Source organism: Streptomyces sp. B5E4 (genome assembly GCF_039871555.1).
Lineage (GTDB): Bacteria > Actinomycetota > Actinomycetes > Streptomycetales > Streptomycetaceae > Streptomyces.
In genome coordinates this window covers 20,804-46,900 of the sequence record NZ_JBDPMI010000013.1, presented here as the reverse complement: position 1 = coordinate 46,900, position 26,097 = coordinate 20,804, and the positions used below count along the sequence as shown (strand labels likewise).

The following is a 26,097-nucleotide window of genomic DNA, read 5'->3' as shown; positions in this document are numbered from 1 at the left end:
GCGGCGGCAGCACAATGGTGCCCGTGAGCGCGACCGACGATCTTCCCCTTCCCGACTTCCCCTTCCCCGACAGCGCCGCCGAACTGCGCGCGGCGCTGCTGGCGGCGGGCTTCACCGCCGACGGCCTGCTCGATCTCCTGGGCGCCCCCGCGTACGCGGCCCTCGCCCGCAGCGAGACCGTCCCCGCCGAGCGGGCGACCCGGTGGCCGCCCGGCGGGACACCGCCGGCCCTCGCCACCCTGACCCGGCTCTTCCTCCTCCGGTATGCGGTCCCCCGGGCGCACGCCGAGGCGGTGCTGCCGCTGGCCGCGTGCCTCACCGACGGCTGGGTGCGGGAGGACGGCGAGGCGGTACGGGCCGTGGTCGACGTCCGGCCGTACAGCGGTCCCGAGGGGCAGGACTGGTGGATCGTCTCGGATCTGGGCTGCGCGGTGGGAGGCGCGGCGGGGGCACGGCGGGCCGGTGCGTACGGAGCCGGGGGAGCCGGTGCGTCCGGCGCGGATCTCGTCCTCGGCGTCGGCGGCGCCTCCACCACCCTCGCCGGGCTCACCGTGCCCCTCGACGGCGGGCGCGTGCTCGACGTCGGCACCGGCTCGGGGATCCAGGCGCTGCACGCCGCCGCCCGCGCCGGCACCGTCACCGCCACCGACCTCAACCCCCGCGCCCTCGACTGCGCCCGGCTCACGCTCGCCCTCTCCGGCGCGCCCGCCGCGGACCTGCGTCCCGGGTCGCTCTTCGAGCCGGTGGCCGGCGAGCGCTACGACCTGATCGTCTCCAACCCGCCGTTCGTCATCTCCCCCGCCGCCCGCCTGACGTACCGCGACGGCGGCATGGCCGGCGACGAGCTGTGCCGCACGCTGGTCGCCGGGGCCGCGGAACACCTCGCCGTGGGCGGCTACTGCCAGCTCCTCGCCAACTGGCAGCACGTCGAGGACGAGGACTGGCGCGAGCGCGTCGCCGGCTGGGTGCCGCCCGGCTGCGACGCCTGGATCGTGCAGCGGGAGGTGCAGGACGTCACGCAGTACGCGGAGCTCTGGCTGCGCGACGCGGGCGATCACGCCGACCCCGCGGCCTACGCCGCCCACTACGACGACTGGCTCGACGCCTTCGCCGCCACCCGCACCCGGGCGGTCGGCTTCGGCTGGATCAGCCTGCGCCGCACGGACGCGGCGGATCCCGCGGTCACCGTCGAGGAGTGGCCGCACGCCGTCGAACAGCCGCTCGGCGCGGCCGTGGTGGAGCACTTCGCGCGGCAGGACTTCCTGCGCCGTACGGACGACGCGGCGCTGCTCGCGACGACGTTCCGGCTCGCGGACGACGTGGTGCAGGAGCAGGTGGGCCGGCCGGGTGAGGAGGACCCGGAGCACGTGGTGCTGCGCCGGGAGCGGGGGATGCGGCGGGCGACGCGGGTGGACACGGTCTCCGCGGGCTTCGCCGGGGCGTGCGACGGCACGCTGCCGGCGGGGGTCATCCTGGACGCCATCGCGCAGGTTCTGGAGGCGGATCCGGTGGCGCTGCGGGACCGTACGCCGGAGATGATCAGGCTGCTGGTGGAACAGGGGTTCCTGGCACCGGCGGACTGAGTCCGCGCGGACCGGGCCCCTCGCCGGGGCGGGGTTACGCCACGTTCCGTACCACGGCCCAGACCAGCGCCACGCCCAGCACCGCCGCCGTGCCGAGCCGCCCGAAGGACGGCCGCCAGCGGCGCCCGCGCAGGCCCTCGTACAGCCAGCGGCCGTAGAGCACCGCCGCGAACGGCAGACCGAGCAGCAGCATCAGGGCGTTGCTGTGGAAGGCGGAGCCGAGGTCACCGTGGAGGAGGTCGTACGCCATGCGGGTAGCGCCGCAGGCGGGACAGTCCATGCCGGTGGCCCAGTTGAACGGGCAGCGGGGCAGCCAGTGCCCCGGCTCGTGGGGGTTCGTGCCGTGGAGGTACGCCGCGCCCACGGCCCCCGCCGCCGCCAGTGCGAGCGGCGCGGCGGCCGGCCGGCGCAGCAGACGCCGTACGCGCCCCGCCCGCCCGCGCCGTTCGCCCTCCGCCGGCCGCGGGCGCGCGGTACCCGCCGTCTCCGGTCGCGGGGAAACGGGAGGCGGCGGGTCCGGATGCCCTGGGGGCGCCGGAGGGCCGACGGCGTCAGGAGCGGAGGACGCGGCCCTTGGCATCGGTCTTGTCGTCACTGACGAGGATCATGATGCCGTCGATGAGGGCCCAGATGCCCACGCCGCCACAGGTGAGGAGCTGGGCGATGGCCATGCCGGTGTGCCCGGTGTAGAAGCGGCCGATGCCCAGCGTGCCGATGAAGAGCTGCAGCACGCCCGCGACGATCTTGGACTTGTCCGAGTACGGACGGCCGTGCGGGTCGTAGCCGTACGGAGCGTTCGGGTCGTAGCCCGCCGCCGCGGCCGGAGCCTGCGGGAGGCCGCCGGGCTGACCACCCGGGTAGCCGTATCCCGGCTGCTGGCCCGCCTGCTGCGCGTACGGGTTCTGGTTCGGGTCCTGCTGGCCGTACTGCGGATAGCCGTATCCCGGCTGCGGCTGCTGGCCCGGCTGCCCGGGCTGACCCGGCTGTCCGGGCTGCTGGCCATAAGGATTCTGATACGGATCGGACACTGGTACGTCCCCCCGGTCGGATGTCTGAAGTGGTGGGCTCCGAACGGGCCTCGCGGCGCGGTCGGACGCCCATACTCCCATCTGTAGTACTGGCTGCTGTCAAGGGGCTGTGCGATACAGACCACCACGACCGGAATGTGCCCTGTGCGGGAGCTAGGCGGCTTGTCGGGTTACCGTTCGAGTGGCGCCCCGGGTTTTAGCCGCTTGACACGGGGGCGGGTTGTACCGTCACACTCCGCAGCAACGCCCAGCACAGCGACGTACGATCCGCACGGCCGTCCACACGAGGTCCCGCAAGGCCACCGATATCGACCACCGGCAAGATCGCCGCGAATCCCCCCACCAGATCGCTGCCAGCTTCCGACCGGAGAAGAGAGAGCCGAAGTTGTCCGCCACCAGCAAGACCCGCCGACTCGTCATCGTGGAGTCGCCTGCCAAGGCGAAGACGATCAAGGGCTATCTGGGCCCCGGCTACGAGGTCGAGTCGAGCGTCGGGCACATCCGCGATCTCCCGAACGGCGCCGCCGAGGTGCCGGCGAAATACAAGGGGGAGTCCTGGGCGCGGCTCGGGGTGAACGTCGATCATGACTTCGAGCCGCTGTATGTGGTGAACAGCGACAAAAAACAACAGGTCAGCAAGTTGAAGAAACTGCTGGCCGAGTCGGACGAGCTGTATCTCGCGACGGATGAGGACCGCGAGGGCGAGGCCATCGCGTGGCACCTGCTGGAGGTGCTGAAGCCCAAGGTCCCGGTGCACCGGATGGTCTTCCACGAGATCACCAAGGACGCGATCCGCCAGGCCGTCGCCAACCCGCGCCAGCTCAACCAGAAACTGGTCGACGCCCAGGAGACCCGCCGCATCCTCGACCGGCTGTACGGGTACGAGGTCTCGCCGGTGCTGTGGAAGAAGGTCATGCCCCGGCTGTCCGCCGGCCGGGTCCAGTCCGTCGCCACCCGCCTCGTCGTCGAGCGGGAGCGCGAGCGCATCGCGTTCCGCTCCGCCGAGTACTGGGACCTGGCCGGCGTCTTCGCCACCGGCCGCGCCGGCGACGCCACCGACCCGCGCAGCTTCGGCGCCAAGCTCTCCGCGGTCGACGGCCGCCGGATCGCCCAGGGCCGCGACTTCGGCCCGGACGGGCAGCTCAAGAGCGGGTCGTCGGCCGACGTGCTGCACCTGAGCGAGGAGAGCGCCCGCGCGCTGGCCGCCGCGCTGCAGGACACGGCGTTCGCCGTACGCAGCGTCGAGGCGAAGCCGTACCGGCGCTCGCCCTCGGCCCCGTTCCGTACGACCACGCTGCAGCAGGAGGCGTCGCGCAAGCTGGGGCTCGGCGCCAAGGCCACCATGCAGGTGGCCCAGCGGCTGTACGAGAACGGCTTCATCACCTATATGCGCACCGACTCCACGACGCTGTCGGAGACCGCGGTCGCCGCCGCGCGGGCGCAGGTCACGCAGTTGTACGGGCGCGACTACCTGCCGGACCGGCCGCGGAGCTACGCGGGCAAGGTGAAGAACGCGCAGGAGGCGCACGAGGCGATCCGGCCCTCCGGCGACCGCTTCCGCACGCCGGCGGACACGGGGTTGTCGGGCACGGAGTTCCGGCTGTACGAGCTGATCTGGATGCGTACGGTCGCCTCGCAGATGAAGGACGCCACCGGGCAGTCCGTGACCGTGAAGCTGGGCGGCACGGCGGCCGACGGACGGGACGCCGAGTTCTCCGCGTCCGGCCGGGTCATCACCTTCCACGGCTTCATGAAGGCGTACGTCGAGGGCTCCGACGATCCCTCCGCCGACCTCGACAACCGCGACCGGCCGCTGCCGCAGCTCGCCGAGGGCGACCGGCTGAGCGCCGAGGAGCTCACCGCGGACGGGCACGCCACGAAGCCGCCCGCCCGCTTCACCGAGGCGACGCTCGTCAAGGAGCTGGAGGAGCGGGAGATCGGCCGCCCGTCCACGTACGCCTCGATCATCGGCACGATCCTGGACCGCGGCTACGTCTTCAAGAAGGGCACGGCCCTGGTGCCGTCCTTCCTCTCCTTCGCCGTCGTCGGCCTGATGGAGAAGCACTTCGGCCGCTACATCGACTACGACTTCACCGCCAAGATGGAGGACGACCTCGACCGCATCGCGCGCGGCGAGGCCGAGGCGGTGCCGTGGCTGCGGCGCTTCTACTTCGGCACGGACGACGTCGCCACCCCCGCCGAGGAGCGGGCCGGCGCCGACCATCTCGCGGGGCTGAAGGAGCTGGTCACCGACCTGGGCGCGATCGACGCCCGGGAGGTCTCCACGTTCCCGGTGGGCGAGGGGATCGTGCTGCGCGTCGGGCGCTACGGGCCGTACGTCGAGCGCGGCGAGCGGGACACCGAGGAGCACCGGCGCGCCGACGTGCCGGACGAGCTGCCGCCGGACGAGCTGACCGTGGAGCTGGCCGAGGAACTGCTCGACAAGCCCAGCGGGGCGTACGAGCTGGGCACCGACCCGGACAGCGGGCGCGAGATCGTCGCCAAGGACGGGCGCTACGGGCCGTACGTGACCGAGGTGCTGCCCGAGGGCACGCCGCAGTCCGGCAAGAACGCGGTGAAGCCGCGGACGGCGTCGCTGTTCCAGTCGATGTCACTGGACACGGTGACGCTGGCGGACGCGCTGAAGCTGCTGTCGCTGCCGCGGGTCGTCGGCACCGACCCGGAGAGCGGCACGGAGATCACCGCGCAGAACGGGCGGTTCGGCCCGTATCTGAAGAAGGGCACCGACTCGCGCTCGCTGCAGAGCGAGGACCAGCTCTTCACGGTCACGCTTCAGGAGGCGCTCGCGCTCTACGCCCAGCCCAAGCAGCGCGGGCGGGCCGCGGCGAAGCCGCCGCTGAAGGAGCTGGGCGAGGACCCGGCGAGCGGGAAGCCGGTGGTGGTCAAGGACGGGCGCTTCGGTCCTTACGTGACGGACGGCGAGACGAACGCGACACTGCGGCGCGGGGACGAGCCGGAGTCGATCACGCCGGAGCGCGGGTTCGAGCTGCTGGCGGAGAAGCGGGCGAAGGGGCCGGCGAAGAAGACCGCGAAGAAGGCTCCCGCGAAGAAGGCGCCGGCCAAGAAGGCGGCGGCGAAGAAGACCGCCGCGAAGAAGACGGCGACGAAGACCGCGGCGAAGAAGGCGACCGGGACGAAGACGGCGGCGGCGAAGAAGGCGACGACGAAGAAGACGGTGTCGGCGAAGGCGGACGTGCCGGACGAGGACGGGTAACGCTCGTCGGGGGGCGGAGGCCGCGGATTGTCCACAACCCGCCGGTAATCCACAGAACCGGGCAAGTGTTCGTGCGAAGCTCACCGGTCCGGCCCCTCCCGCTAGGCTGACCGCATGCGACCCGACCAGCCGACGACAGCGCCGGACCCCACCGAGAGCCTTGTCGCGGACTCGCGCGAGCGCGCCGTGAGGGCGCTGCTGCGCGTGCCGTCACTGAGGCGGTTGTGGGGCGCCCATCTCACGAGTGCCACCGCGGACGCGCTGGCACTGCTCGTCCTCGTGCTGCTCGCGCTGCAGGCAGGACTCGCGGCCGACTCCTTCGGCGGCGGCTATCGCGGCGCGGCGGTCACCGTCAGCGTGGTCTTCGCGGTCCGGCTGCTGTCGACGGTCGTCTTCGGCGCGGTGCTGCTCGGCCCGGTCGGATCGCTGCTGTCCGGGTCCGGGGCGCTGGACAGGCGCTGGACGATGGTCGGCGCGGACGTGGTGCGCGCGGGACTGCTCATCGTCGCCCCGCTGTGGATCGACTGGACGCAGGACTCGGCGCTGACCTGGATCCTCGTCACCGTCTTCGTCGCCGGCGCGGCCGAGCGGGTGTGGATCGTCGCCAAGGACAGCGTCGCACCCGCGCTGCTGCCCGCGCCGCCGCCCGAGGGCGCGGCGATAAGGCCGCTGCCCGACCACGGCGCCGCGCTGCGCCGGCTGTCGCTGCGCACGGGGTACGGGGCGCTGCCGCTCGGTGCCGCCGCGCTGCTGGCGACGGCGTGGATCGGCCGGCTGCTGGGCTCCGGGTTCGACTGGTTCGACGGGCACCCGGGCGCGCTGGGCTCGTATCTCGCCGCCGGGCTCTTCGCGGCGTCCGTCTCGGTGCTGTTCTTCATGGAGCTGCCCGACGGCGGGGCGCGGGCGCGCTCCCCGCTGGAGGGGCTGCGCCGGCCGCGGGTCGCGGACGGCGGTCCCGAGCGCGGGCGTACGGGCGCGGTGCCGCTGCTCGTCGGCGCCTGCGCGGCCGCGGCCGCCGCCCTCGCCGCGTCCGTGTCGCTCGCCGTCCTGCAGGCGCAGGAGGCGTACGACATCAACGGCACCATCGCGTACGCGCTGCTGGCGCTCGCCGCCACCGCCGGGCCGGTGCTCGGCGTGCGGACCGCGCCGCGGGTGCTGCCCGGGCTGTCGCGCCGCCGGCTGCTGGCACTGGCCATCGGCGTCGCCGGGATCGGGCTGCTGCTCGTCGGCCTGGTGGCCGACGCGGCGACCGGGGTGCTGTGCGCGCTGCTGGCGGGGACCGCCGCGGGTGTCGCCGCCGCCACCGGGCACGCGCTGCTGGAGCAGGAGACCGAGGAGGCCCGCAGGCCCCGGCTCGTCGACCATCTGCACGCGGTCTCGCGCGTCGCGGTCGCGCTCGCGCTGATCGGCGCGCCGCTGCTCGCCGCCGCCATCGGCCGGCACCGCCTGGAGGCGGGCGACCTGGTCTTCGCGCACGGTGGCGCGGCGTTCACGTACATGCTGGCCGGCGCGCTGCTGCTGCCGGTGGCGGTGCTCGTCCTGGTGCGCACCGACGACCGGCAGGGGGTGCCGCTCCGCGTCGACCTGCGCGAGGCGCTGCGCGGTGCGGACCCGAACGAGGGGCTGGCGCAGAGCGGGTTCTTCATCGCCGTCGAGGGCGGGGACGGGGCCGGGAAGTCCACGCAGGTCGAGGCGCTGGCGCAGTGGATCAGGGACAAGGGGCACGAGGTCGTCGTCACCCGCGAGCCGGGTGCCACGTCCATCGGGCAGCGGCTGCGCTCCATCCTGCTCGACGTCTCCACCGCCGGGATCTCGCACCGCGCGGAGGCCCTGCTGTACGCGGCGGACCGCGCGGAGCACGTGGACGGCCTCGTCCGGCCCGCGCTGGAGCGCGGCGCGGTGGTCATCACCGACCGGTACATCGACTCCTCCGTCGCGTACCAGGGCGGCGGGCGTGAGCTGTCGCCGACCGAGGTGGCGCGGATCAACCGCTGGGCCACCGGCGGGCTCGTACCGCATCTGACGGTGCTGCTGGACATCGCGCCGGAGACGGCGCGGGAGCGGTTCACCGAGGCGCCGGACCGGCTGGAGTCGGAGCCGGCGGAGTTCCACGAGCGGGTGCGCGCGGGGTTCCTGGCGCTGGCCGCCGCGGATCCGGGGCGCTATCTGGTGGTCGACGCGGGGCAGGACCCCGGGGTCGTCACCACCGCCGTACGGCACCGCCTGGACCAGATCCTGCCGCTGTCGGAGCAGGAGGTGCGCGCCCAGGAGGAGGCCCGCCGCAAGGCCGAGGAGGAGCGCAAGCGCCGCGAGGCCGAGGAGGCCGCCCGCAAGGCCGAGGAAGAGCGGCTGGAGCGGGAGCGGCAGGAGCAACTGGAGCGGCTGCGCCGGGAGGAAGAGGAGCGCAAGCGGCGCGAGATCGAGGAGGCCAAGCGGCTGGAGGCCGAGCGGGAGGCCGAGCTGGCCCGGCAGCGCGCCGAGGAGGCCCGCCGCCAGGCGGAGGAGGAGCGCAAGCGCCGCGAGGCCGAAGAGGCCGCGCGCCGCGCCGAGGAGGAGCGGATCCGCCGGCAGGCCGAGGAGGAGGCGCGGCTGCGCCGGGAGGCGGAGGAGCGCCGCAAGGAGAAGCAGCGCAAGGCGGAGGAGGCGCTGCTGCGCGCGGAGCAGGAGCGGCTGGCGGCGGAGGCCGCGGCTTCGGCCGCGTCCGCGGGCACCACGGGGAACGACACTACGCAGCCGCTGCCGGTGACCCGTGACCCGGACACGCAGGAGACGGCCCCACGGCCGCAGACGCGCAAGGACACCGCCTCCGACGCGGAGGAGACCCGCGTCCTGCCGCAGGTGCCGGACCCGGACGTGGAGGAGACGCTCCAGGTGCCCCAGGTCCCGGACCCGGAGGACCAGGACTCCCGCCGCCGCCCCCGCCCGGACTGGGCGGAGGAGACGCCCCTGGACGACCTCCCCACCCTGGCCGACGAACTCCTGGGCCCCCGCGGCAAGGACGACCGCGAGGACCGCCGCTGACCCCCTGCGGGGAGCGCCGCCCTTGAGCGGCATCGCCGGTGCCGGTAGGCGAGGCCGCCGCCGCGGAGGGCCGGGTCGGTTGCCTCGCCCGGCGTGTGAGGACCGCCGGGTGCGCCGTGCGGGCTGCGGCCGGCGTTGCGTGCGTGGGGCAGGTCGCCGAACGTTCCCGCTGGGCGTCGCGGCTGCGTCGGCGCGCGAGGACCGCTGCCGTGCAGGGGCGGGTCGCCGGCGGTACCCGTAGCCGAAGGCGGCTGCCCGGCCGGGCCGTTCGCCGGTACGGGACCTGGCCGGGGAGGCGGCGCCGGGTGCACCTGCCGGTCCCGGTCGAGACGCGCGCCGGCGCCGGTACGAGCGGGGCGTACCGGCGCCGGGAAACGCGGCACGGGCCGTGCCGGTGGGCAGGGCCGTGGCCGCGCGGGCGTCCGTGACCGCGGCCGTGCGTGCGGGCTACGAAGCGCTCGCCTCCCCGGCGTACGTGCCGCTACGACCGCGCCCGGTCCGCCATGCACGCGGTGCTCGACAGCGGTCGCGCCGGTGACGTACGCGGCACGCGCGTCCGCGGCGTATCCGCGTCCGCGGTGTGCCCACGTCCTCCGCCGTGCCCGGCTCCCGTACCGGCAGCCCGTCTCGTACCCGCGGCACCCCTCGCGCCCGTCCGCCACTGCGACCGCGTCCGTGGTCCGGCTCGCGCCCGCTTACGCCCGTCCGGGCCGCCCGCAGGGCATGGGCGTCGGCGGCCGCGCCCACGTGCGAGCCCGCGTCCGCGCCGCCTGCCCGCTCGTGGCCCTCCGCGGCGCTGCGCGCAGGGCGTCAGCGGATGAACTGCTCCACGTAGTCCGCGCCCAGGCCGTTGCCCGCGTAGTGCGCGCGGGCCATGTCGATCTTGGTGAACACGTCCTCGTAGCCCGTGTTCCGGTTCTCCTCGTCCAGGTAGATCATCGCGCCGCTGATGTTGAAGAACGTGATCATCTCCGCGCAGTCCTCCGGCACGGCCAGCGTGTGGATCTCGCCCGGCGGCTCGTAGACGAAGTGGCCCTGCTCGGCCACCCACGGGTGCTCGTAGTAGTGCCACTTGCCCTTGATCACGTACCCGAAGACCGCGCCCGGGTGCCGGTGCCGGGAGACGATGCCGGCGGCGGTGACCTTCAACAGGTTGCACCACTGGCCCGTCACCGTATTGAAGAGCAGCGGCCGGAACCACACATGGGGCGCTTGCGGCACCCACACGCGCTCGTCCTCGGGAACGGCGGCGACGGCGAGTTCGGGCGGCAGCGACGTGGTCGCCGCGATGACGGCGGGGGCTACTTCATTGGCCATCCCCCCACGAAGCCAGTTGTCCGAATGCTGGTCAAGGGCCGACTTTCGAATAGCGGCATTCGTCGGGCGGATATGGCTGTCACGAGCATTGCGCCGTGCACGACTGTTGCCCCCGCGTAGCCCGCAACTTAGCCTGAGGACGGCTGTTGATCACTGGTGCCGTTGTGCTGATCGGGCTGGGTCGGGCTGGTTTGGGCGGGAAGACGCGCTGCTTCGGTGCGGGGTGAGGGCAAGATGTTGAACCCGGATGTCAGGCTGGAATGGTTCGTCTCCTTCCTCGCGGTCATCGAAACGGGGAGCTTCGTCGCCGCGGCCGAGTCCACCAAGCGGTCGCAGCCCCGCGTCAGCATGCACGTCGCCGCGCTGGAGCGCGAGATCGGCCTGCCCCTCTTCGACCGCCGCAAGCGCCCCGTGGAGCTGACCGAGGCCGGTGTCGTCCTCGCCGACCACGCCCACGAGATCCTGCGCGCACTGGAGTCCGCGGAGGCCGCGATGGCCCCGTGGCGCAGCGGCGCCCGCGGCGTGGTGACGCTCGGTTCGTACCCGAGCGCGAGCGCCGCGTTCGTGCCCGCCCTGCTGCAGGGGCTGGCACGCACCAGCCCCGAGGTGCGGGTGGTGCTGGTGGAGCGGTCGACGCTGGAGCTGGACGACGCCCTCACCTCCGGTGCCGTCGACGTCTACCTGCGCCCGATGTCGCCCCCGCCGTCCTCCGCCTCGGTGCGCAGCCGGCTGCTGTGGGGCGAGTCGCTGGTCGCCATCCACCCCAGCGAGCATCCGCTGGCCGACGTGCCCGACCCGCTGTCCGTCGACGCCGTCGCCGAGCACCCGATCGTCTCGATCGGCCGGCTCGACGCCCCGGAGACCCCCGACTTCGAGACGTACCGGACCTTCCGCGACAACGGCCACGAGATCGAGCCCGTGCAGGCCACCAACCAGCCGCAGACGCTGGTCTCGATGGTCCGCCAGGGCATCGGCGTCGGCGTGACCAACTCGCTGGCCGCCCAGGTCGCCGACGTCGACGGCGTCCGCGTACGGCGGCTGAAGGGGGCCCCGGAGCGCCGCGTGGCGGTCTGCTGGGACTCCTCACGGCCGCTCACGCCGTCGGCCCGTACGCTGCTGCGCGCCATCGTCCGGGCCCGGATCCCGGCCGGCACCCACGCGGTGCCCGCCGCGGCGTGACCGGGCGTGCGTACGCATCCGTCCGGTGCGGCCCGGCACATCAGCTTTGCGAATACTGTCATTCGCAATTCAGTCTTAACGCCCTGGCAGTCCGCTTCTAATGTTTCCGTAGCCGGAACCATGCACGGCTGGGACCGAATGAAGGGAGAGGGGCGTTGACGGAGGAGTCTGATTCCCGGACCGGGGATCTGCACGGCCGTCGTGCGCTCATTACGGGAGCGGGCAGCGGAATCGGGCGTGCAGTGGCGCTCGGACTCGCGGCCGTCGGCGCCGACTTGGTATTGCTGTCGGAGCGCGACAATCTCGACCCGGTGGCCAAAGAGGCCGCTGAATGGGGAGTTTCCGTCACTCGCGTGCACGTCGACCTGACCGATGCCAGGGCCCGCAGAGGTGAGATCAGTCAACTTGTCGAGAGATTCGACCTGGACATTCTGGTCAACAATTCAGGGCTCATTCGCAGAGCCCCGGCCGCGGAATTCGGGGACGCCGACTGGTACGACGTCGTGGAGCTGAACCTGCACGCCGCATTCGAGCTGACCCGGGCCATCGGCGCGGGCATGCTGGAGCGCGGTTACGGCAAGATCATCAACATCGCGTCGGTGCTCAGCTTCCAGGGCGGGATGTACGTCCCGTCGTATACGTCGAGCAAGCACGCCCTCGTCGGACTGACCCGCGCCCTGGCCAACGAGTGGGCCGGCCGCGGGGTCAACGTCAACGCCGTGGCCCCCGGCTACATCGACACCGCCGTGACCTCGGAGCTGCGCGCCGACGGCGTCCGCAGCAACGAGATCCTCGCCCGCATCCCCGCCGGCAGGTGGGGCCGGCCCGCCGACATCGCCGGACCCGTGGTGTTCCTCGCCTCACCCGCCGCCGACTACGTCCACGGCCACGTCCTGGCCGTCGACGGCGGCTGGCTGTCGCGCTGAGACCCGGCCGCGATACAGCACGCACGTACGAGATCGGAGCCAACACGAGATGACGACGACCATCCCGCCGGAGACCATCGCGGCCTTCCACGGCATAGCCACCGCGTCGGTGGCCGACGCCGTCGAGCAGAAGGGCGTACGGGGCTACCTCACCGGGAGCATCAAAGCGGTGCTGCCCGGCAAGTTGGTGGGCCCCGCGGTGACGGTGCAGGAGGTGCCCTCGCACGTGTCGGAGCCCCCCACGCACGCGCTGCGTGCCATCGACGAGTCGGCGCCGGGCAGCGTCATCTGCATCGCCGCGGGCGGCGCCGACGTCGCGGTGTGGGGCGGCCTGATGGCCGCGGGCGCCGTCACCAACCAGATCGCCGGCGCGGTGCTCGACGCCGGTGTCCGGGACGTCGAGGAGATCCGCCGCGACTACCCCGAACTCCCCATCTACGCCCGCGGCGCCGTCCCGGCCACCACCGTCGGCCGCTACCGGACCGTCTCGCTCAACGAGCCGGTCGAGGTCGGCGGCGTGTCCGTACGCCCCGGCGACCTGATCGTCGCCGACAGCGACGGCGTCGTCTGCGTGCCGCTGGAACTGGTCGCCGAGGTGCTGGCGCTGGCCACGGACATCGAGGAGCGCGAGCGCGAGCAGACCCGGCTCATCCGGGAGTCCGGCTCGCTGCGCGGCGGCCTTGAGAAGTACCAGCGGATCTGACGGCGGCGGACATGGACAACGACATCCTCGCCATCGGCGAGCCCCTGCTGGAGTTCAACGCCCGTGCCGAGGGCCGCGAGCCCGTCGCGCCGGGCGACGACTTCGCCGTCGGCTACGGCGGCGACTCGTCGAACTTCGCGGTGGCCGCGCAGCGCTCCGGCGCGCGCACCGGCTACGTCACCCGCATCGGCGACGACGACTTCGGCGACGCCCTGCTGCGGCTGTGGCAGCGCGAGGGTGTCGGCACCGAGCACGTCGTCCGGGAGGCGGGCGGGCGTACCGGGATCTACTTCATCTCCCGTACGCCCGCGGCCAGCAGGTTCACGTACTACCGCGCGGACTCGCCGGCCAGCCGGCTCGCCCCGGCCGACGTACCGGCCGAGGCGATCGCGCGGGCGCGCATGCTGCACGTCACCGGGATCACCCAGGCGATCAGCCCGTCGGCCTGCGACGCGGCCTTTCACGCCATGGAACTGGCCCGCGGCAGCGGCACGCTGATCGGCTACGACCCCAACTACCGCCCTGCGCTCTGGCCCGTCGAACGGGCCCGCGCGGTGGTCATGCGCAGCATCGAGCTGTGCGATGTGGCACTGCCGAACCTGGAGGAGGGCAGGCTGCTCACCGGCCTGCACGAGCCCGAGGAGGTCCTCGACGCCTTCGTGCGCCGCGGCCCCGGCATCGTCGTGCTCAAGATGGGCGACCAGGGCGCCCTGCTGGCCCACGAGGGCACCGTGACCCGCATTCCGCCCCACCCGGTGCGGGCCGTCGACCCCTCAGGGGCCGGCGACACCTTCGACGGCGCGTTCGCGGCCCGGCTCCTGGAGGGTGCCGTACCGCTGGAGGCGGCCCGCTACGCGGCCGTCGCCGCCGCGCTCACCACCACCGGACCGGGAGCGGTCCTGCCGATTCCGCACCGGGCCGCGGTGGACGCGCTGCTCCCCGGCGCTCCCACACCAGCCCCGTAGCCGTACGGATCAGGAGAGACTCATGTTTCGCGCAACACGTCACATAGCTGTGGCGGCGGCTTGTTCGGGAGCCCTGCTGCTGGCCGCCTGCGGCGGCGACTCGACCGTGGACGACGACGTCGACGGCGGCGCAGGCGGCACCGAGCCGACCAAGCTGTCCGCCGGGTACGTCTCCGCCATCGACCAGATCGGCCTGCCGGCCGGCGTCGAGGCGGGCTACTTCGACGAGCAGAACCTCAACGTCAAGCTGAAGGAGCCGTACCCGACCGGCGTGGACGCGCTGAACGCGCTGCAGGCCGGCGAGGTCGACGTGGTCCAGGTCGGCACCCCGGCCATCGCCGCCGCCCAGCAGGGCATCGACCTGGTGCTCGTCGGCAACTACACCGGCTCGTCCTCGCAGCTCAGCATCGACGAGACGATGGCCGTGGTGGCCGGCGGCGACTCCGGCATCGACGGCAAGGACCTCTCGACGCTGCGCGGCAAGCGCATCGGCGTCTCCGAGGGCTCCATCAACCACCTGTATCTCCTCGGCCTGCTGGACGACGCGGGGCTGAAGGCCGGCGACGTCGAGATCGTCAACACCGAGCCGCCGGACATGGCGGTCGCGCTGGAGACCGGCGGCATCGACGCGGGCATCGTCTGGGACCCGTGGCCGATCACCATGACCGGGCAGGTCGACGGCTCGAAGGAAGTGCTGCGCGGCGGGGGTTACATCCCCTTCATCGGCTACCTGGTCACCACGCGCGCCTACGCCGAGAAGAACCCCGAGGTCATCGAGCAGTTCCTGACCGCCCGCGCGCAGACCGACCAGTGGATGCGCGAGAACCCCGACGACGCCGCCGACTCGGCGACGCGCTGGCTGCCGGGCACCGAGAAGGCGGTCGCGCAGGAGGCGATGAAGCACAACGTCAAGCAGCTCGACGGCCGCTTCTCCGCCTGCAACTACCTGGCGCTCGACACCCTCGCGGCCCTGCTGGCCGAGCAGGGCAACGTCGAGAAGGGCTTCGACGTCAACAAGTACTTCCAGCCCGAGCCGATCCTCAAGGTCATGAAGGACAACCCCGACCTCTTCGCCGACCTGCCGCCCGTCCCGGACGCCGCGGCGATCGAGGGCGGGTACACCTTCGACCGCGACACGGCCGCCGAGGCCTGCCCGTCGTGACCACGCCCCGTACCGAAAAACAGGCCACGGCCGCCGGGGCAGCAGCGCAAGCGCAAGCGGGGCGGGTCCAACACCCCGGCCGCGCGCGCGATCTCCGCGCTGTGGTTCCTCACCCCGCTCGCGCTGCTCGTCGTGGTGTGGCTGGTGGCCGTCACGATCACCGATCCGCCGCTGCGGGTCTTCCCCCAGGTCGGCGACGTGCTCTCGGCACTGGGCGACATGTGGTCCAGCGGCGAGCTGTTCGACCACCTCGGCGCGAGCCTGCGCCGCATGGGCATCGGCGCGGCGCTCGCCATCGCCACCGCCCTGCCCTTCGGCATCGCGCTGGGCTCCAGCGCGGCGATGTCGGCGTTCTTCTCCCCGCTGCTGAGGTTCTCCGTGGCGCTCGCGGGCATCGCCTGGATCCCCGTCGCCACCCTGTGGTTCGGCTACGGCGACAAGGCCGTGATCTTCATCGTGTGGAACGCCATGTTCTTCGCGATCACGTACAACGCGATGCTCGGCGTCCGGCAGATCCCGACCCAACTGCTGCGTGCCGCACGCAGCATGGGCACGAGCCGGCTGCGGATGTTCTGGGAGGTGCTGCTGCCGGGCGCGCTGCCCAGCGTCGTCACCGGCCTGCGGGTCGGCCTCGGCTACGGCTGGCGCGGGCTGGTCGCCGCGGAGATCATCGCGAGCAACGCGGGCCTCGGCTATGCCCTGTTCCAGGCGCAGAAGTACTTCCGGACCGACGTGATCATCGCTTCGATGGTCATCATCGGCGTGCTCTGGCTGCTGATGGACCGGCTCATGCTGGCCCCGCTGGAGAAGCGCACGGTCGAGCGCTGGGGCATGACGGAAGGGAGGGGCTGATGGCGTCGGACACGACGGACACGGCCAAGGCAGCCGAGCCCGTACGGCGCGCGCCCGCGGGGCGCAGGCCGCGCAAGGGTGCGAGCCCCGGCGTGGTACGCGCCCGGAGGGTCTGGCTCTGGCTCACCCGCCGCGCCGCGTTCCGCACCCTCGGCCCGTTCGTGCCGGTCATCGCGCTGTGGTGGCTGGTCGCGGAGATGGGCGTGTTCGACGAGGCGTTCTTCGTCGGCCCGCCGCGGGTGGTCGAGGAGTTCGGCGACCTGATGGAGAAGGGCATCCTGCCCGGCTATCTGACGGACTCGCTGACCAGGCTGGCGTACGGCGTCGGCTTCGGCCTGGCCATCGGCCTGCCGATGGGCTTCGTGGTGGCGATGTTCGCCAAGGTCCGCCGGTTCTTCTGGCCGATCCTGCTGTTCTTCCAGGCGGTCGCCGACATCGCCTGGCTGCCGATCGTGATCGTCTGGTTCGGCTTCAGCCTGACCGCGGTCACCTTCGTGATCGTCTACACGATCGTCTTCCCGCTGATGCTGAGCGTCGTCGCGGGTGTGGAGCAGGTGCCGCGCGAACTGCTGCGCGCGGCGCGCAGCCTCGGCGCGAGCCGGACGCGGGTGTTCTTCGAGGTCATCCTCCCGGGCGCACTGCCGTCCGTGGCGGGCGGCGTCCGCACCGGGCTCGGCTACGGCTGGCGCGCCCTGGTCGCCGCCGAGATCATCGTCGGCACCAGCGGTGTCGGCTTCATGATGTTCGACGCCCGCCGGGTGGGCGACATCAGCCAGGTGTTCCTGGGCATGGCAGTGCTGGGAATCCTGTGGTACGCGCTCGACGCCATGGTCCTGGCGCCGTTCGAGCGCGCCACCGTCGAACGGTGGGGCATGGTACGGAGTTTGGAGGCCGACGGATGACGGCGCTGGAGATCACAGGACTGCAGAAGAACTACGTCGACTCGTACAGCGGCGAGGAGGTCACCGCCATCGGCGACGTCTCGTTCAGCGTGGACGAGGGCGAGTTCGTCTCCGTGCTCGGCCCGAGCGGCTGCGGCAAGACGACCGTGCTGAACATCGTCGCCGGCTTCGTGAACCTCACGGAGGGCGAGGTCGTCGTCGACGGCCAGGCGGTCAGCGGCCCCGGCCCGGACCGCGGCGTGGTGTTCCAGAGCCACGCGCTCTTCCCCTGGAAGACGGTGCTGGGCAACGTGGTCTTCGGGCTGCGGATGAAGGGCGTGCCGCGCGCCGAACGGGACGCCAAGGGCAAGGAGTTCCTGGAGCTCGTCGGGCTCGGCGGCTTCGAGCACAAGTACCCGCACGAGCTGTCCGGCGGCATGCAGCAGCGCCTGGGCGTGGCCCGCGTGCTGGCCAACGAGCCGGCCGTGATGCTGATGGACGAGCCGTTCGCCAGCATCGACGCCCAGACGCGGCGCAAGCTGCAGGAGGACCTGACCCGCATCTTCGAGAAGCGGCACCCGACGGTCTTCTTCGTCACCCACGACGTGGACGAGGCGGTGTTCCTCTCCGACCGGATCGTGGTGCTGTCCAAGCGCCCGAGCCGGGTACGGGAGATCGTCACCGTCGACCTGCCCCGGCCGCGGGAGTGGCGTACGGCGCTGGAGATGCCGGAGTTCCGGGAGATCGCGAACCGGGTCAACGAGCTGCTCGTCGACGACGAGGGCGCGGCGGCCGGCGCCGGCGCGACGGACGACGCGGGAGGTGCGACCGATGGCGACGGAACGGCAGTCGCTGGCGTTTAGGGCGGTCCGCAGCCCCACGATCCGCCGGCTGCTCATCCTGGTCCTGCTCATCGTGGCGTACCAGGTCTGGCTGACGGTCCAGGCGAGCGGCAAGGTCGACCCGGCGGTCGGCGACGAGCGCGACATGCGGGGCCGCTTCTCCGCCGACGTCGAGCTGGGCTTCCCGCCGGAGCGGTACCACATCCTGCGGATGCAGAAGCACGGCCGGATCGCCGGCACGGACGGCAACGTCGTGCATCTGCGCGGCGTGGCGCCGGCCGGCGTGGACGCGCTGGCGCGGGAGTACTGGATCGAGCGCATCGTGCCGCCGGAGGACGAGATCCCGGCGGCGCGGTGAGCACGCGGTCGGCGCGCTGAAGCCGGGAGCCCGTACGCACCACCGTGGTCGGGTGCGTACGGGCTCCTCGTCTGCCGCCCGGAGGCGGTGACGGGGGCTCAGCTCCAGGTGCGGTCCCAGGCCGGGTTGTCGTTCCACTCCTTCGTCGGCGCGAACAGCTTCTCGCCCTCGGCCAGGTGCTTGGCCATCTCCTTCTCGTCCAGCTCCACGCCCAGCCCCGGGGCGTCGGTCACGTGGTAGAAGCCGTCCTTCAGCAGCGGCTCGCCGCCCGCGATGAGGTCGTTCCAGAACTTCACGTCGCTGGCGTGGTACTCCAGGCAGACGAAGTTCTCGGTGGCGGCGGCGATGTGCGCGCTGGCCATCGCGCCGATCGGCGAGCCCGCGTAGTGCAGCGGCATCGCCATGCCCTGCTCGCGCGCGTAGTCGCCGATGCGCTTGGTCTCCAGGATGCCGCCGGCGGTCGCCGGGTCGGGCTGGATCAGGTCGACGGCGCCCTCGTCGACGAGGGTGCGGAACGACTCCAGGCCGTACATGTCCTCGCCGGTCATGGTGGGGACGTTGACGGCCTTGGTGATCTCCTTCCAGTCGTCCGTGCGGAACCACGGCACCAGGTCCTCCAGCCAGGCGAGGTTGTAGCGCTCGAAGCGGTTCGCCAGCCGGATCGCGGTGTTGACGTCGAAGTGGCCGAAGTGGTCCATGCCCATGGGGATGTCGTAGCCGACGGCGTCCCGCACCGCCTCCACGTACTCCGCCATGGCGTCCAGGCCCTTGTCGGTGATCTGCACCATGGTGAGGCCGTGCTCGGTCATGCCGTAGCCGCCGGGGGTGCCGTCGTACTGCTGGAGGTTGCCGTCGTACAGGCTCTTGCCGACGACCGCGCCCGGCAGGTCCTGGACGATTTCCAGGCCGAGGTCCATCTTGAGGAAGGTGAAGCCCATCTCCACGCGCTCTTTCATGCGCTGCGCGTAGACCTTCGGGTCCTCGGACTCGGTGGTGTCGGTGTAGAGGCGTATCTTTCTGCGGTAGGCGCCGCCGAGCATCTGGAACACCGGCACGCCGTACGCCTTGCCCGCCAGATCCCACAGCGCCATCTCGACACCTGAGACACCGCCGCCGCGGCGGCCGTGGTTGCCGAACTGCTTGAGGCGGGTGAAGAGCATCTCGACGTTGCACGGATTCTCGCCGAGGAGCCGGCTCTTCAGCTCCAGCGCGTAGCGCTTGTCGGCGTCGTCGCGCACCTCGCCCCAGCCGGAGATGCCCTGGTTGGTCTCGATGCGGACGATCGGGCTGGTGAACGGCACGCCCTCCAGCACCGCCACCCGCAGATCCGTGATCTTCAGCTTGCTCGGCTTCGACGCCCTGCTGACTTTCTGGGTGAGGAACTCGACCTGTTCTTCCGCCGGTCGGAATGCGAGTGCGCCGAGCCCGAGGCCGCCAGCGGCAGCGGCTGCCCCGAGTCCCAGTACGGTGCGCCTGGAACGCGTGCCGGTGCCGTTCTCGGATTCCTGCATGTGGGGGTCCTCCGTAAGGATTCCGGGAAATTCTGCGGCACACCCTAGGTGCGGGACCGGTGGGGTGGGAGCGGTCCCGCAGCGTTAGTTTCCGTATACATTCATCAGGAAAGCGAATGCGTGCAGGGAAGCCCGCTCGATTCGGTTCGCGAATGGGCCCATCCCCAACTCGCCCTTAACGGCGGAGGATCCCGTACGTACGCTGCGCCCATCCCCCTGTGCGGCTGCGTACCCTGTACGACGTACTAGCTGTACGCACCATGGAGTACGCACCGCGCACGATGCACTACCGCACCATCAGGCAGCCGGCAGAGCACAGAAAGCGAAGGTGACGTATGGAACCCCCCGCGCACGACGGCAGTTCGCGCAGGTCATTCCTCAAGCGCGGCTCGACCGCCGCCGCGGCCGCGGCGATCGGCGCCTCGGCGGGCGCCGCGGGTTCCGCGTTCGCGGCGCCCGGCCCGGGCGGCGGCAACGGCGGCAACGCCCCGTTCCCGCAGCTGAACTGGCCCGACGACGTCCGTGAAGGACCCGACACCCCCAAGCTCTGCCAGTGGATGTCCCGCAGACCCAGCGAGGCCACCGTGCGCCGCTGGCGGCAGGCCGGCATCACCGGCGCGCTCGTCACCGACGTGCCCGCCGTCCCCTGGGACGCCGACGAACTGCGCGCCGACCGCGAGCGCGTCGAGGACATGGGCATGCACGTCACCGCCTACCTCATCAGCGCCCCGGACGCGGTGGTACGCGGCGAGGACGGCCGGGACCAGGCCATCGAGGACATCAAGACCTCGCTGCGGGCCGCGGGCGAGGCCGGCATCGGCGTCGTCGAATACAACTGGTACGTCCACCGCTTGAAGGAGGGCTACTACGAGGAGATCGACGAGACCGACCGCATCGGCGCCGGCTACACCGCCTTCGACCTCGACCACGAGGTCGACGGCGTCAAGGTCCGCGACCTCCCCCGCCCCGACGGCGTCCCCGCGTTCACCCGCGACGAACTCTGGGACCACTACGAGCACTTCCTGCGCGAGGTCATCCCGGTCGCCGAGGAGGCGGGCGTGCGCATGGCCGTGCACCCCAACGACCCGCCCGCCGCGATCAGCCGCGGCAACCCGCAGATCATGGGCTCGGTCCCGGACTGGAGGCGGATGGTCGAGACCGTCGACAGCCCGTCGAACGGCATGACCGTGCACGCGGGCGTGACCGCCGAGGTCGGCTTCGACTCCGTCGACTTCCTGCGCTGGATGAGCCGCAAGGACCGGGTCAACCACATCCACTACCGCAACGTGCGCGTGGACGAGCCGCAGGTGAAGTACGCCGAGGTGTTCCCGGACACCGGCGAGACCGACATGTTCGGCTTCATGCGCCAGCTCGTCCGCGCCGGCTACCCGCGCGGCATCCTCGCCGAGCACCCGCGGGCGAACGACTTCGACCGGGAGAACGGGTCGGACCAGAGCAACCAGTACAAGGACGTGGGCGGCGGCGGTCACGGCATGGAGCTGTACGACACCGGCTACGCCCGGGCGATGATGCAGGCCGCGCTGATCATGGAGCGGGGCCGGTTCGGTCGCGGGGACGACGACGAGCAGTGAGCGGACTGCTCTTCGAGGACGCGGCCCGGGCCGCCCTGCGCCGCGGCGTGGCCGCGGTCGCGGACGCGGCCCGGGTCACGCTGGGGCCGCGCGGGCGGCTGGTGGTGCTCGGCGGTACGGGGCCGGGGTCGGCCGGCTCCCGTAGCGGCGGTGCCGGGGACGCCGGACCGGGGGCCGGCAGCGGGGCCGGGGGCGGCGGAACCGGCGGCGGGGCCGGCGCTGCCTCCGGCCCCGTGGTCACCCGCGACGGCGCCACCGTCGCCGACGCCGTCCGGCTCTCCGACCCGTACGCGAACCTCGGCGCCTCCCTCGTCCGCCAGGCCGCCACCCGCACCCGCCGCGCCGTCGGCGACGGCACGACGACCACCATCGTGCTCACCCAGGCGCTGTTCGCCGCCGGGCTGCGCGCGGTGACCGCCGGGGCCGATCCCGTCGCCGTACGCCGCGGCCTGGACGCCGCGGCGGAAGCGGCCGTCGCGCACCTGACCGCCACCGCCCGCCCCGTCGACGGCGAGCAGGACACCGCGCGGGTCGCCGCCGCGGCGGCCCGCGACCCCGAGCTGGGCGAGCTGGTCGCCCGCGCCTTCGCCAAGGCCGGGCAGAACGCGGCGATCTCCGTGGAGGAGGCGCATGTGGCGGGCGTGGAGCTGGAGTTCACGGAGGGGCTGCGGCTGGACCGCGGCTTCCTCAGCCCGTTCATGATGACCCACCCCGAGCAGGGCACGGCCGTGCTGGAGGACCCCTACGTCCTGCTGCACCACGGGCGCATCGCCGGGCCCGAGGACCTGCTGCCGGTCATGGAGCGGGTCGCGGCCACCGGCCGCCCGCTGCTGGTCGTCGCGGACTCCGTCCAGCAGGATGCGCTCGCGGCGCTGGTCGCCAACCGCCTGCGCGGCACGCTGCTCTGCGCGGCCGTCCCCGCGCCGGCGCTGGGCGCGCGGCGGCTGGCGCACCTGGAGGACCTGGCGGCGCTGACGGGCGCGGAGGTGGTGCTGCCGGAAAAGGGGATGCTGCTGAGTGCCACGGAGCTGCCGTCCCTGGGGCGGGCGGAGCGGGTCGTGGTGACGAGGCGCACGACGACGGTCTCGCGGGGAGCGGGCGCCGCGGAGGCGGTGGCGCGGCGGGTGGCGCACCTGGAGTACGCGCTGGCCGAGGCGGCGTCCGACTTCGACCGGGAGGTGCTGGAGCTGCGGCTGGCCCGGCTGACGGGCGGGGTGGCGTTGCTGCGGGTCGGCGGCGCCACGGACCCGGAGCGGGCGGAGCGGCGGGAGCGCGTCGCGGGGGCGGTCGCGGCGGTACGGGCGGCGCTCGCGGAGGGCGTCACGCCGGGCGGCGGCACGGGCCTGGCAGGGGCGCGGGAGGCGGTGGACGCACTGCTGGGCGGTACGGAGCCGAAGGGCGCGGCCCGTACGCAGCCCGCGGGAATCCGGCCCGACGGGACAGCCGCGCCCGACGGGACCGCGGTCCGTGCCCTGTCCGCCGACGAGCGGGCGGGTGCCCTGGCCGTACGGGCCGCCCTCACCGCTCCGCTGCGGCAGCTCGCCGACAACGCCGGCGCGGACGGCGCCCGCGTCGTCGCCGAGACGGCCGGCCTGCCCCCGGGCCACGGCTGGAACGCGGACACCGGCACGTACGGCGATCTGCCGGCGGCGGGCGTCCTCGATCCGGTCCGCGTGCCCCGTACCGCACTGCGGAACGCCGCCTCCGTGGCGGGGCTGATGCTGACCGCGGGCGCCCTCGTGGTCGACCGGGCGCCGCGCGACCCCGACGCGGTCAGCTGGCGCCGCCGGGGCCACGGGCACCACCACGGGAAGGGCCACCACGGCAAGGGCCACCAGCACGGGCACCACCACTGAGGGACGGACGGACGACCGGCGACTTGCTGTCAGTGGCGTGCAGCACAATGGTCGGCGGACGACGGAAGGACGGTGCCATGGCGGTGTGGGACGAGCTGGTCGGGCAGCAGCGGGTCGGCGAGCAGCTTGCCGCCGCCGCCCGCGCCGCCGACGCCCGGGTCACGGCGGAATCCGGCACCGCCGCCCCCGGCGGCCACCCCGCCGACGCCGCGCCGCCCTCCAACTCCGCGATGACGCACGCCTGGCTGTTCACGGGACCGCCGGGCGCCGGCCGGGCGACGGCGGCCCGCGCGTTCGCCGCCGCGCTCCAGTGCGTCAGCCCGGACCGCGCCGCCGCCGGCCCCGGGTGCGGGTTCTGCGACGGCTGCCACACGGCGCTCGTCGGCACCCACGCCGACGTCGCCGTCGTCGCCACCGACCTGCTCACCATCGGCGTCAAGGAGACCCGCGAGCTGGTCCGCCGCGCCCAGCTCGCCCCCTCCGGCGGCCGCTGGCAGATCATCGTCGTCGAGGACGCCGACCGCCTCACGGAAGGCGCCGGCAACGTGCTGCTGAAGGCCATCGAGGAGCCCGCCCCGCGCACGGTGTGGCTGCTGTGCGCCCCGTCGCTGGAGGACGTGCTGCCCACGATCCGCTCCCGCTGCCGCCACCTCTCCCTCAGCACCCCCGCGGTCGCGGCGGTCGCCGCGGTCCTCGTCCAGCGCGACGGCATCACCCCCGCGGTCGCCGAGTCCGCCGCCCGCGCGGCCGGCGGCCACCTCGACCGCGCCCGCCGCCTGGCCACCGACGACCGCGCCCGCGAACGCCGGGCGGCGGTGCTGCGGATACCGCTGCGCGTCGAGGACATCGGCGGCTGCCTGCGCGCGGCGCAGGAGCTGGTCGAGGTCGCGGCGGACGCGGCGAAGGAGCGGGCCGAGGAGCTGGACGAGCAGGAGACGGAGGAGATGCGCACGGCGCTCGGTGCGCAGCCCGGCGGCCGGATGCCGCGCGGTACGGCGGGCGTGATGAAGGACCTCCAGGAGCGCCAGAAGCGCCGGGCGACGCGCAGCCAGCGCGACAGCCTCGACCTGGCCCTCACCGACCTCGCGGGCTTCTACCGGGACGTACTCGCGCTCCAGCTCGGCGCGGTGGCCGACGCCTCGCTGCTGCCCTGCGCGGACGTGGGGGAGGGGCTGCGGCGGATCGCGGAGGACAGCAGCGCGGAGATGACGCTGCGGCGGATCGACGCGATCATGGCCTGCCGGGACGCGCTGGAGCGGAACGTGGCGCCGTTGCTGGCGCTGGAGGCGATGACGGTGACCCTGCGCAAACCGTAGAGAAACGTACGCGGCCCCCGCCCCCCACCCGCCCATGTCACCCGTACGGGGAGAGGGTGACCGGGCGGAGGCCCCACTCCCAGCGGTTACGCTCAGGCGCATGGATTTCCGCAGCCTGTTCCGTACGGCCGCACCCGTCACCGCGCTGGTGGTGCTGGTCGGCGCCGCCGGGTGTGACTCCGGCGCCTCCGACGACGGCGGTACGGACACCGGCGGCAGCGGCGCCGACGCCGCCCGCGCCGGCACCGTCAGCAAGGTGCTCGAACCGCTCCCGGCGCGGATCCCCGCGGACCTCAAGCCGTACTACGAGCAGAAGCTGCGCTGGACCGAGTGCGACGCCCCCGGCTTCGACTGCGCGACGCTGCGCGTACCGCTGGACTACGCCGAGCCGGACGGCGGGGACGTGAAGCTGGCGGTGGCCCGCAAGCGGGCCGAGAACCCGGGCGAGCGCCTGGGCTCCCTGCACGTGAACCCCGGCGGCCCGGGTGCGTCGGCGATCGACTTCCTGCAGAACTTCGCGGGCATCGGGTATCCGGCGGAGGTCCGGTCCCGGTACGACATCGTGGCGGTGGACCCGCGCGGCGTGGGCAGCAGCCAGCCGGTGAAGTGCCTGACCGACGCGGAGTTCGAGGCGCACACCCAGGTCGACCAGACGCCGGACGACGAGCGCGAGGTCGAGGCGCTCACCGCGTCGTTCGAGCGCTTCGCCGAGGGCTGCGCGAAGCGCGCGGGCGACCTGCTGGGCCATGTCTCGACCGAGGAGGCGGCCCGGGACATGGACGTCTTCCGCGGCGTCCTCGGCGACGAGAAGCTGACGTACGTCGGCGCCTCGTACGGCACGATGCTCGGCGCCACCTACGCGGGCCTCTTCCCGCAGCGCGCGGGCCGCCTCGTCCTCGACGGGGCGATGGACCCGTCCCTCACCTCCCGGCAGCTGAACCTCGACCAGAACGCCGGTTTCACCACCGCCTTCGACTCCTTCGCCGAGGACTGCGTCCAGCGCTCCGACTGCCCGCTCGGCACGGACAGCGCCGAGGACGCGGGCAAGCAGCTCCGCGCCTTCCTGGACCGCCTCGACTCGCAGCCGGTGCCGACCGGCGAGAAGCGCAAGCTCGGCGAGCCGCTGGCGACGATGGGCGTGCTGATGGCCATGTACCAGGAGGACTTCTGGCCGCAGCTCCGCGGCTCGCTGACGGACGCCATGGAGCGCAAGGACGGCAGCGGACTGCTGGCGCTGGCGGACATGTACTTCGAACGCGAGCCGGACGGCTCGTACGGCAGCATGATGTACGGCTTCGCCGCCGTGAACTGCATCGACCAGCCGCCGCCCTTCGAGACCCCGGCGGACGTCGAGAAGCTGGTCCCGGACTTCGAGGCGGACTCCCCGGTCTTCGGCCGCGACTTCGCCTGGGCCGCCCTGAACTGCGCCGACTGGCCCGTCACCGCCACCGGCGAGGCCAACCGCATCGAGGCCGCGGGCACCCCCCCGATCCTGGTCGTCGGCACCACCCGCGACCCGGCGACCCCGTACGTCTGGGCGGAGAGCCTGGCGGCCCAGCTTGAGGAGGGCGTGCTGCTGACGTACGAGGGCGACGGCCACACGGCGTACGCGCGGGGCAACGGCTGCATCGACGGCGCGGTCGGCACCTTCCTCCTGGAAGACACCCCGCCCCAGGACGGCAAACGCTGCGAGTAGCCCCCACACAAACCGCGTGCAGAGGACCCCGGGGAACTGTGTAAACTTGTCGCCGTTACCAGGGCCCCGGCCCG

Annotated in this window: 20 protein-coding genes; 16 read left to right on the top strand and 4 right to left on the bottom strand. The window is 73.0% G+C overall.

Annotated elements, in window-relative coordinates; genetic code table 11:
• Positions 1-14: 14 nt before the first annotated feature.
• Complete coding sequence (locus ABGA99_RS18615) at positions 15-1,583, top strand: methyltransferase (RefSeq protein ID WP_347578564.1); 1,569 nt, start codon at positions 15-17, stop codon at positions 1,581-1,583.
• A gap of 34 nt (positions 1,584-1,617) precedes the next feature.
• Here ABGA99_RS18615 and ABGA99_RS18610 read toward each other — a convergent pair whose 3' ends face one another.
• The gene (locus ABGA99_RS18610; protein ID WP_347578626.1) at positions 1,618-1,998 is read right to left on the bottom strand and encodes a DUF2752 domain-containing protein; all 381 of its coding nucleotides are present in this window, start codon (positions 1,996-1,998) and stop codon (positions 1,618-1,620) included.
• Positions 1,999-2,134: 136 nt separating this feature from the next.
• On the bottom strand, positions 2,135-2,611 hold the full coding sequence (locus ABGA99_RS18605; RefSeq protein WP_234380350.1) for a TM2 domain-containing protein: 477 nt from the start codon (positions 2,609-2,611) through the stop codon (positions 2,135-2,137).
• A 385-nt stretch (positions 2,612-2,996) separates the two neighbouring features.
• Between ABGA99_RS18605 and topA the strand changes: the two genes are divergently transcribed.
• Positions 2,997-5,846 (top strand): type I DNA topoisomerase, encoded by a 2,850-nt coding sequence (gene topA / locus ABGA99_RS18600; protein ID WP_347578565.1) that lies wholly within the window; start codon positions 2,997-2,999, stop codon positions 5,844-5,846.
• Positions 5,847-5,960: 114 nt separating this feature from the next.
• Entirely contained in the window at positions 5,961-8,867 is a 2,907-nt protein-coding gene (tmk, locus tag ABGA99_RS18595; RefSeq protein WP_347578566.1) for a dTMP kinase, read from the top strand.
• An 810-nt stretch (positions 8,868-9,677) separates the two neighbouring features.
• Here tmk and ABGA99_RS18590 read toward each other — a convergent pair.
• Positions 9,678-10,184: a 2,4'-dihydroxyacetophenone dioxygenase family protein gene (locus ABGA99_RS18590; RefSeq protein ID WP_347578567.1), complete on the bottom strand. Its 507-nt coding sequence runs from the start codon at positions 10,182-10,184 to the stop codon at positions 9,678-9,680.
• 234 nt (positions 10,185-10,418) lie between these two features.
• Here ABGA99_RS18590 and ABGA99_RS18585 point away from each other — a divergent pair, with 234 nt between their 5' ends.
• The 9 genes from ABGA99_RS18585 to ABGA99_RS18545 all read left to right on the top strand — a co-directional run bounded on the left by ABGA99_RS18585 (position 10,419) and on the right by ABGA99_RS18545 (position 18,052).
• Entirely contained in the window at positions 10,419-11,363 is a 945-nt protein-coding gene (locus ABGA99_RS18585; RefSeq protein ID WP_347578568.1) for a LysR family transcriptional regulator, read from the top strand.
• A gap of 155 nt (positions 11,364-11,518) precedes the next feature.
• Positions 11,519-12,289 (top strand): SDR family oxidoreductase, encoded by a 771-nt coding sequence (locus tag ABGA99_RS18580; protein WP_347578569.1) that lies wholly within the window; start codon positions 11,519-11,521, stop codon positions 12,287-12,289.
• 49 nt (positions 12,290-12,338) lie between these two features.
• Entirely contained in the window at positions 12,339-12,992 is a 654-nt protein-coding gene (locus ABGA99_RS18575) for an RraA family protein (protein ID WP_018841348.1), read from the top strand.
• An 11-nt stretch (positions 12,993-13,003) separates the two neighbouring features.
• Positions 13,004-13,957: a sugar kinase gene (locus ABGA99_RS18570; protein WP_347578570.1), complete on the top strand. Its 954-nt coding sequence runs from the start codon at positions 13,004-13,006 to the stop codon at positions 13,955-13,957.
• Positions 13,958-13,979: 22 nt separating this feature from the next.
• Complete coding sequence (locus tag ABGA99_RS18565) at positions 13,980-15,119, top strand: NrtA/SsuA/CpmA family ABC transporter substrate-binding protein (RefSeq protein WP_347578571.1); 1,140 nt, start codon at positions 13,980-13,982, stop codon at positions 15,117-15,119.
• 144 nt (positions 15,120-15,263) lie between these two features.
• Entirely contained in the window at positions 15,264-15,971 is a 708-nt protein-coding gene (locus tag ABGA99_RS18560; protein WP_347578572.1) for an ABC transporter permease, read from the top strand.
• A complete protein-coding gene (locus ABGA99_RS18555) occupies positions 15,971-16,873 on the top strand; it encodes an ABC transporter permease (RefSeq protein ID WP_347578573.1) in 903 nt (300 codons plus the stop codon). The genes ABGA99_RS18560 and ABGA99_RS18555 overlap by 1 nt, the downstream gene beginning before the upstream one ends.
• Entirely contained in the window at positions 16,870-17,715 is an 846-nt protein-coding gene (locus ABGA99_RS18550) for an ABC transporter ATP-binding protein (RefSeq protein WP_347578574.1), read from the top strand. Before ABGA99_RS18555 ends, ABGA99_RS18550 begins: the two co-directional genes overlap by 4 nt.
• Positions 17,684-18,052: a hypothetical protein gene (locus tag ABGA99_RS18545; protein ID WP_347578575.1), complete on the top strand. Its 369-nt coding sequence runs from the start codon at positions 17,684-17,686 to the stop codon at positions 18,050-18,052. Before ABGA99_RS18550 ends, ABGA99_RS18545 begins: the two co-directional genes overlap by 32 nt.
• A 98-nt stretch (positions 18,053-18,150) precedes the next feature.
• Here the strand turns inward: ABGA99_RS18545 and ABGA99_RS18540 are convergent, their stop codons facing one another.
• Positions 18,151-19,563: a mandelate racemase/muconate lactonizing enzyme family protein gene (locus ABGA99_RS18540; RefSeq protein ID WP_347578576.1), complete on the bottom strand. Its 1,413-nt coding sequence runs from the start codon at positions 19,561-19,563 to the stop codon at positions 18,151-18,153.
• A gap of 335 nt (positions 19,564-19,898) precedes the next feature.
• Here ABGA99_RS18540 and ABGA99_RS18535 point away from each other — a divergent pair, with 335 nt between their 5' ends.
• The 4 genes from ABGA99_RS18535 to ABGA99_RS18520 all read left to right on the top strand — a co-directional run bounded on the left by ABGA99_RS18535 (position 19,899) and on the right by ABGA99_RS18520 (position 26,023).
• A complete protein-coding gene (locus ABGA99_RS18535) occupies positions 19,899-21,155 on the top strand; it encodes a mannonate dehydratase (protein WP_347578577.1) in 1,257 nt (418 codons plus the stop codon).
• Complete coding sequence (groEL, locus tag ABGA99_RS18530; protein WP_347578578.1) at positions 21,152-23,011, top strand: chaperonin GroEL; 1,860 nt, start codon at positions 21,152-21,154, stop codon at positions 23,009-23,011. Before ABGA99_RS18535 ends, groEL begins: the two co-directional genes overlap by 4 nt.
• A 77-nt stretch (positions 23,012-23,088) precedes the next feature.
• Positions 23,089-24,327 (top strand): DNA polymerase III subunit delta', encoded by a 1,239-nt coding sequence (locus ABGA99_RS18525; protein WP_347578579.1) that lies wholly within the window; start codon positions 23,089-23,091, stop codon positions 24,325-24,327.
• Positions 24,328-24,427: 100 nt separating this feature from the next.
• Positions 24,428-26,023, top strand: a complete 1,596-nt coding sequence (locus ABGA99_RS18520; protein WP_347583028.1) for an alpha/beta hydrolase — start codon at positions 24,428-24,430, stop codon at positions 26,021-26,023.
• The last annotated feature ends 74 nt before the right edge of the window (positions 26,024-26,097 follow it).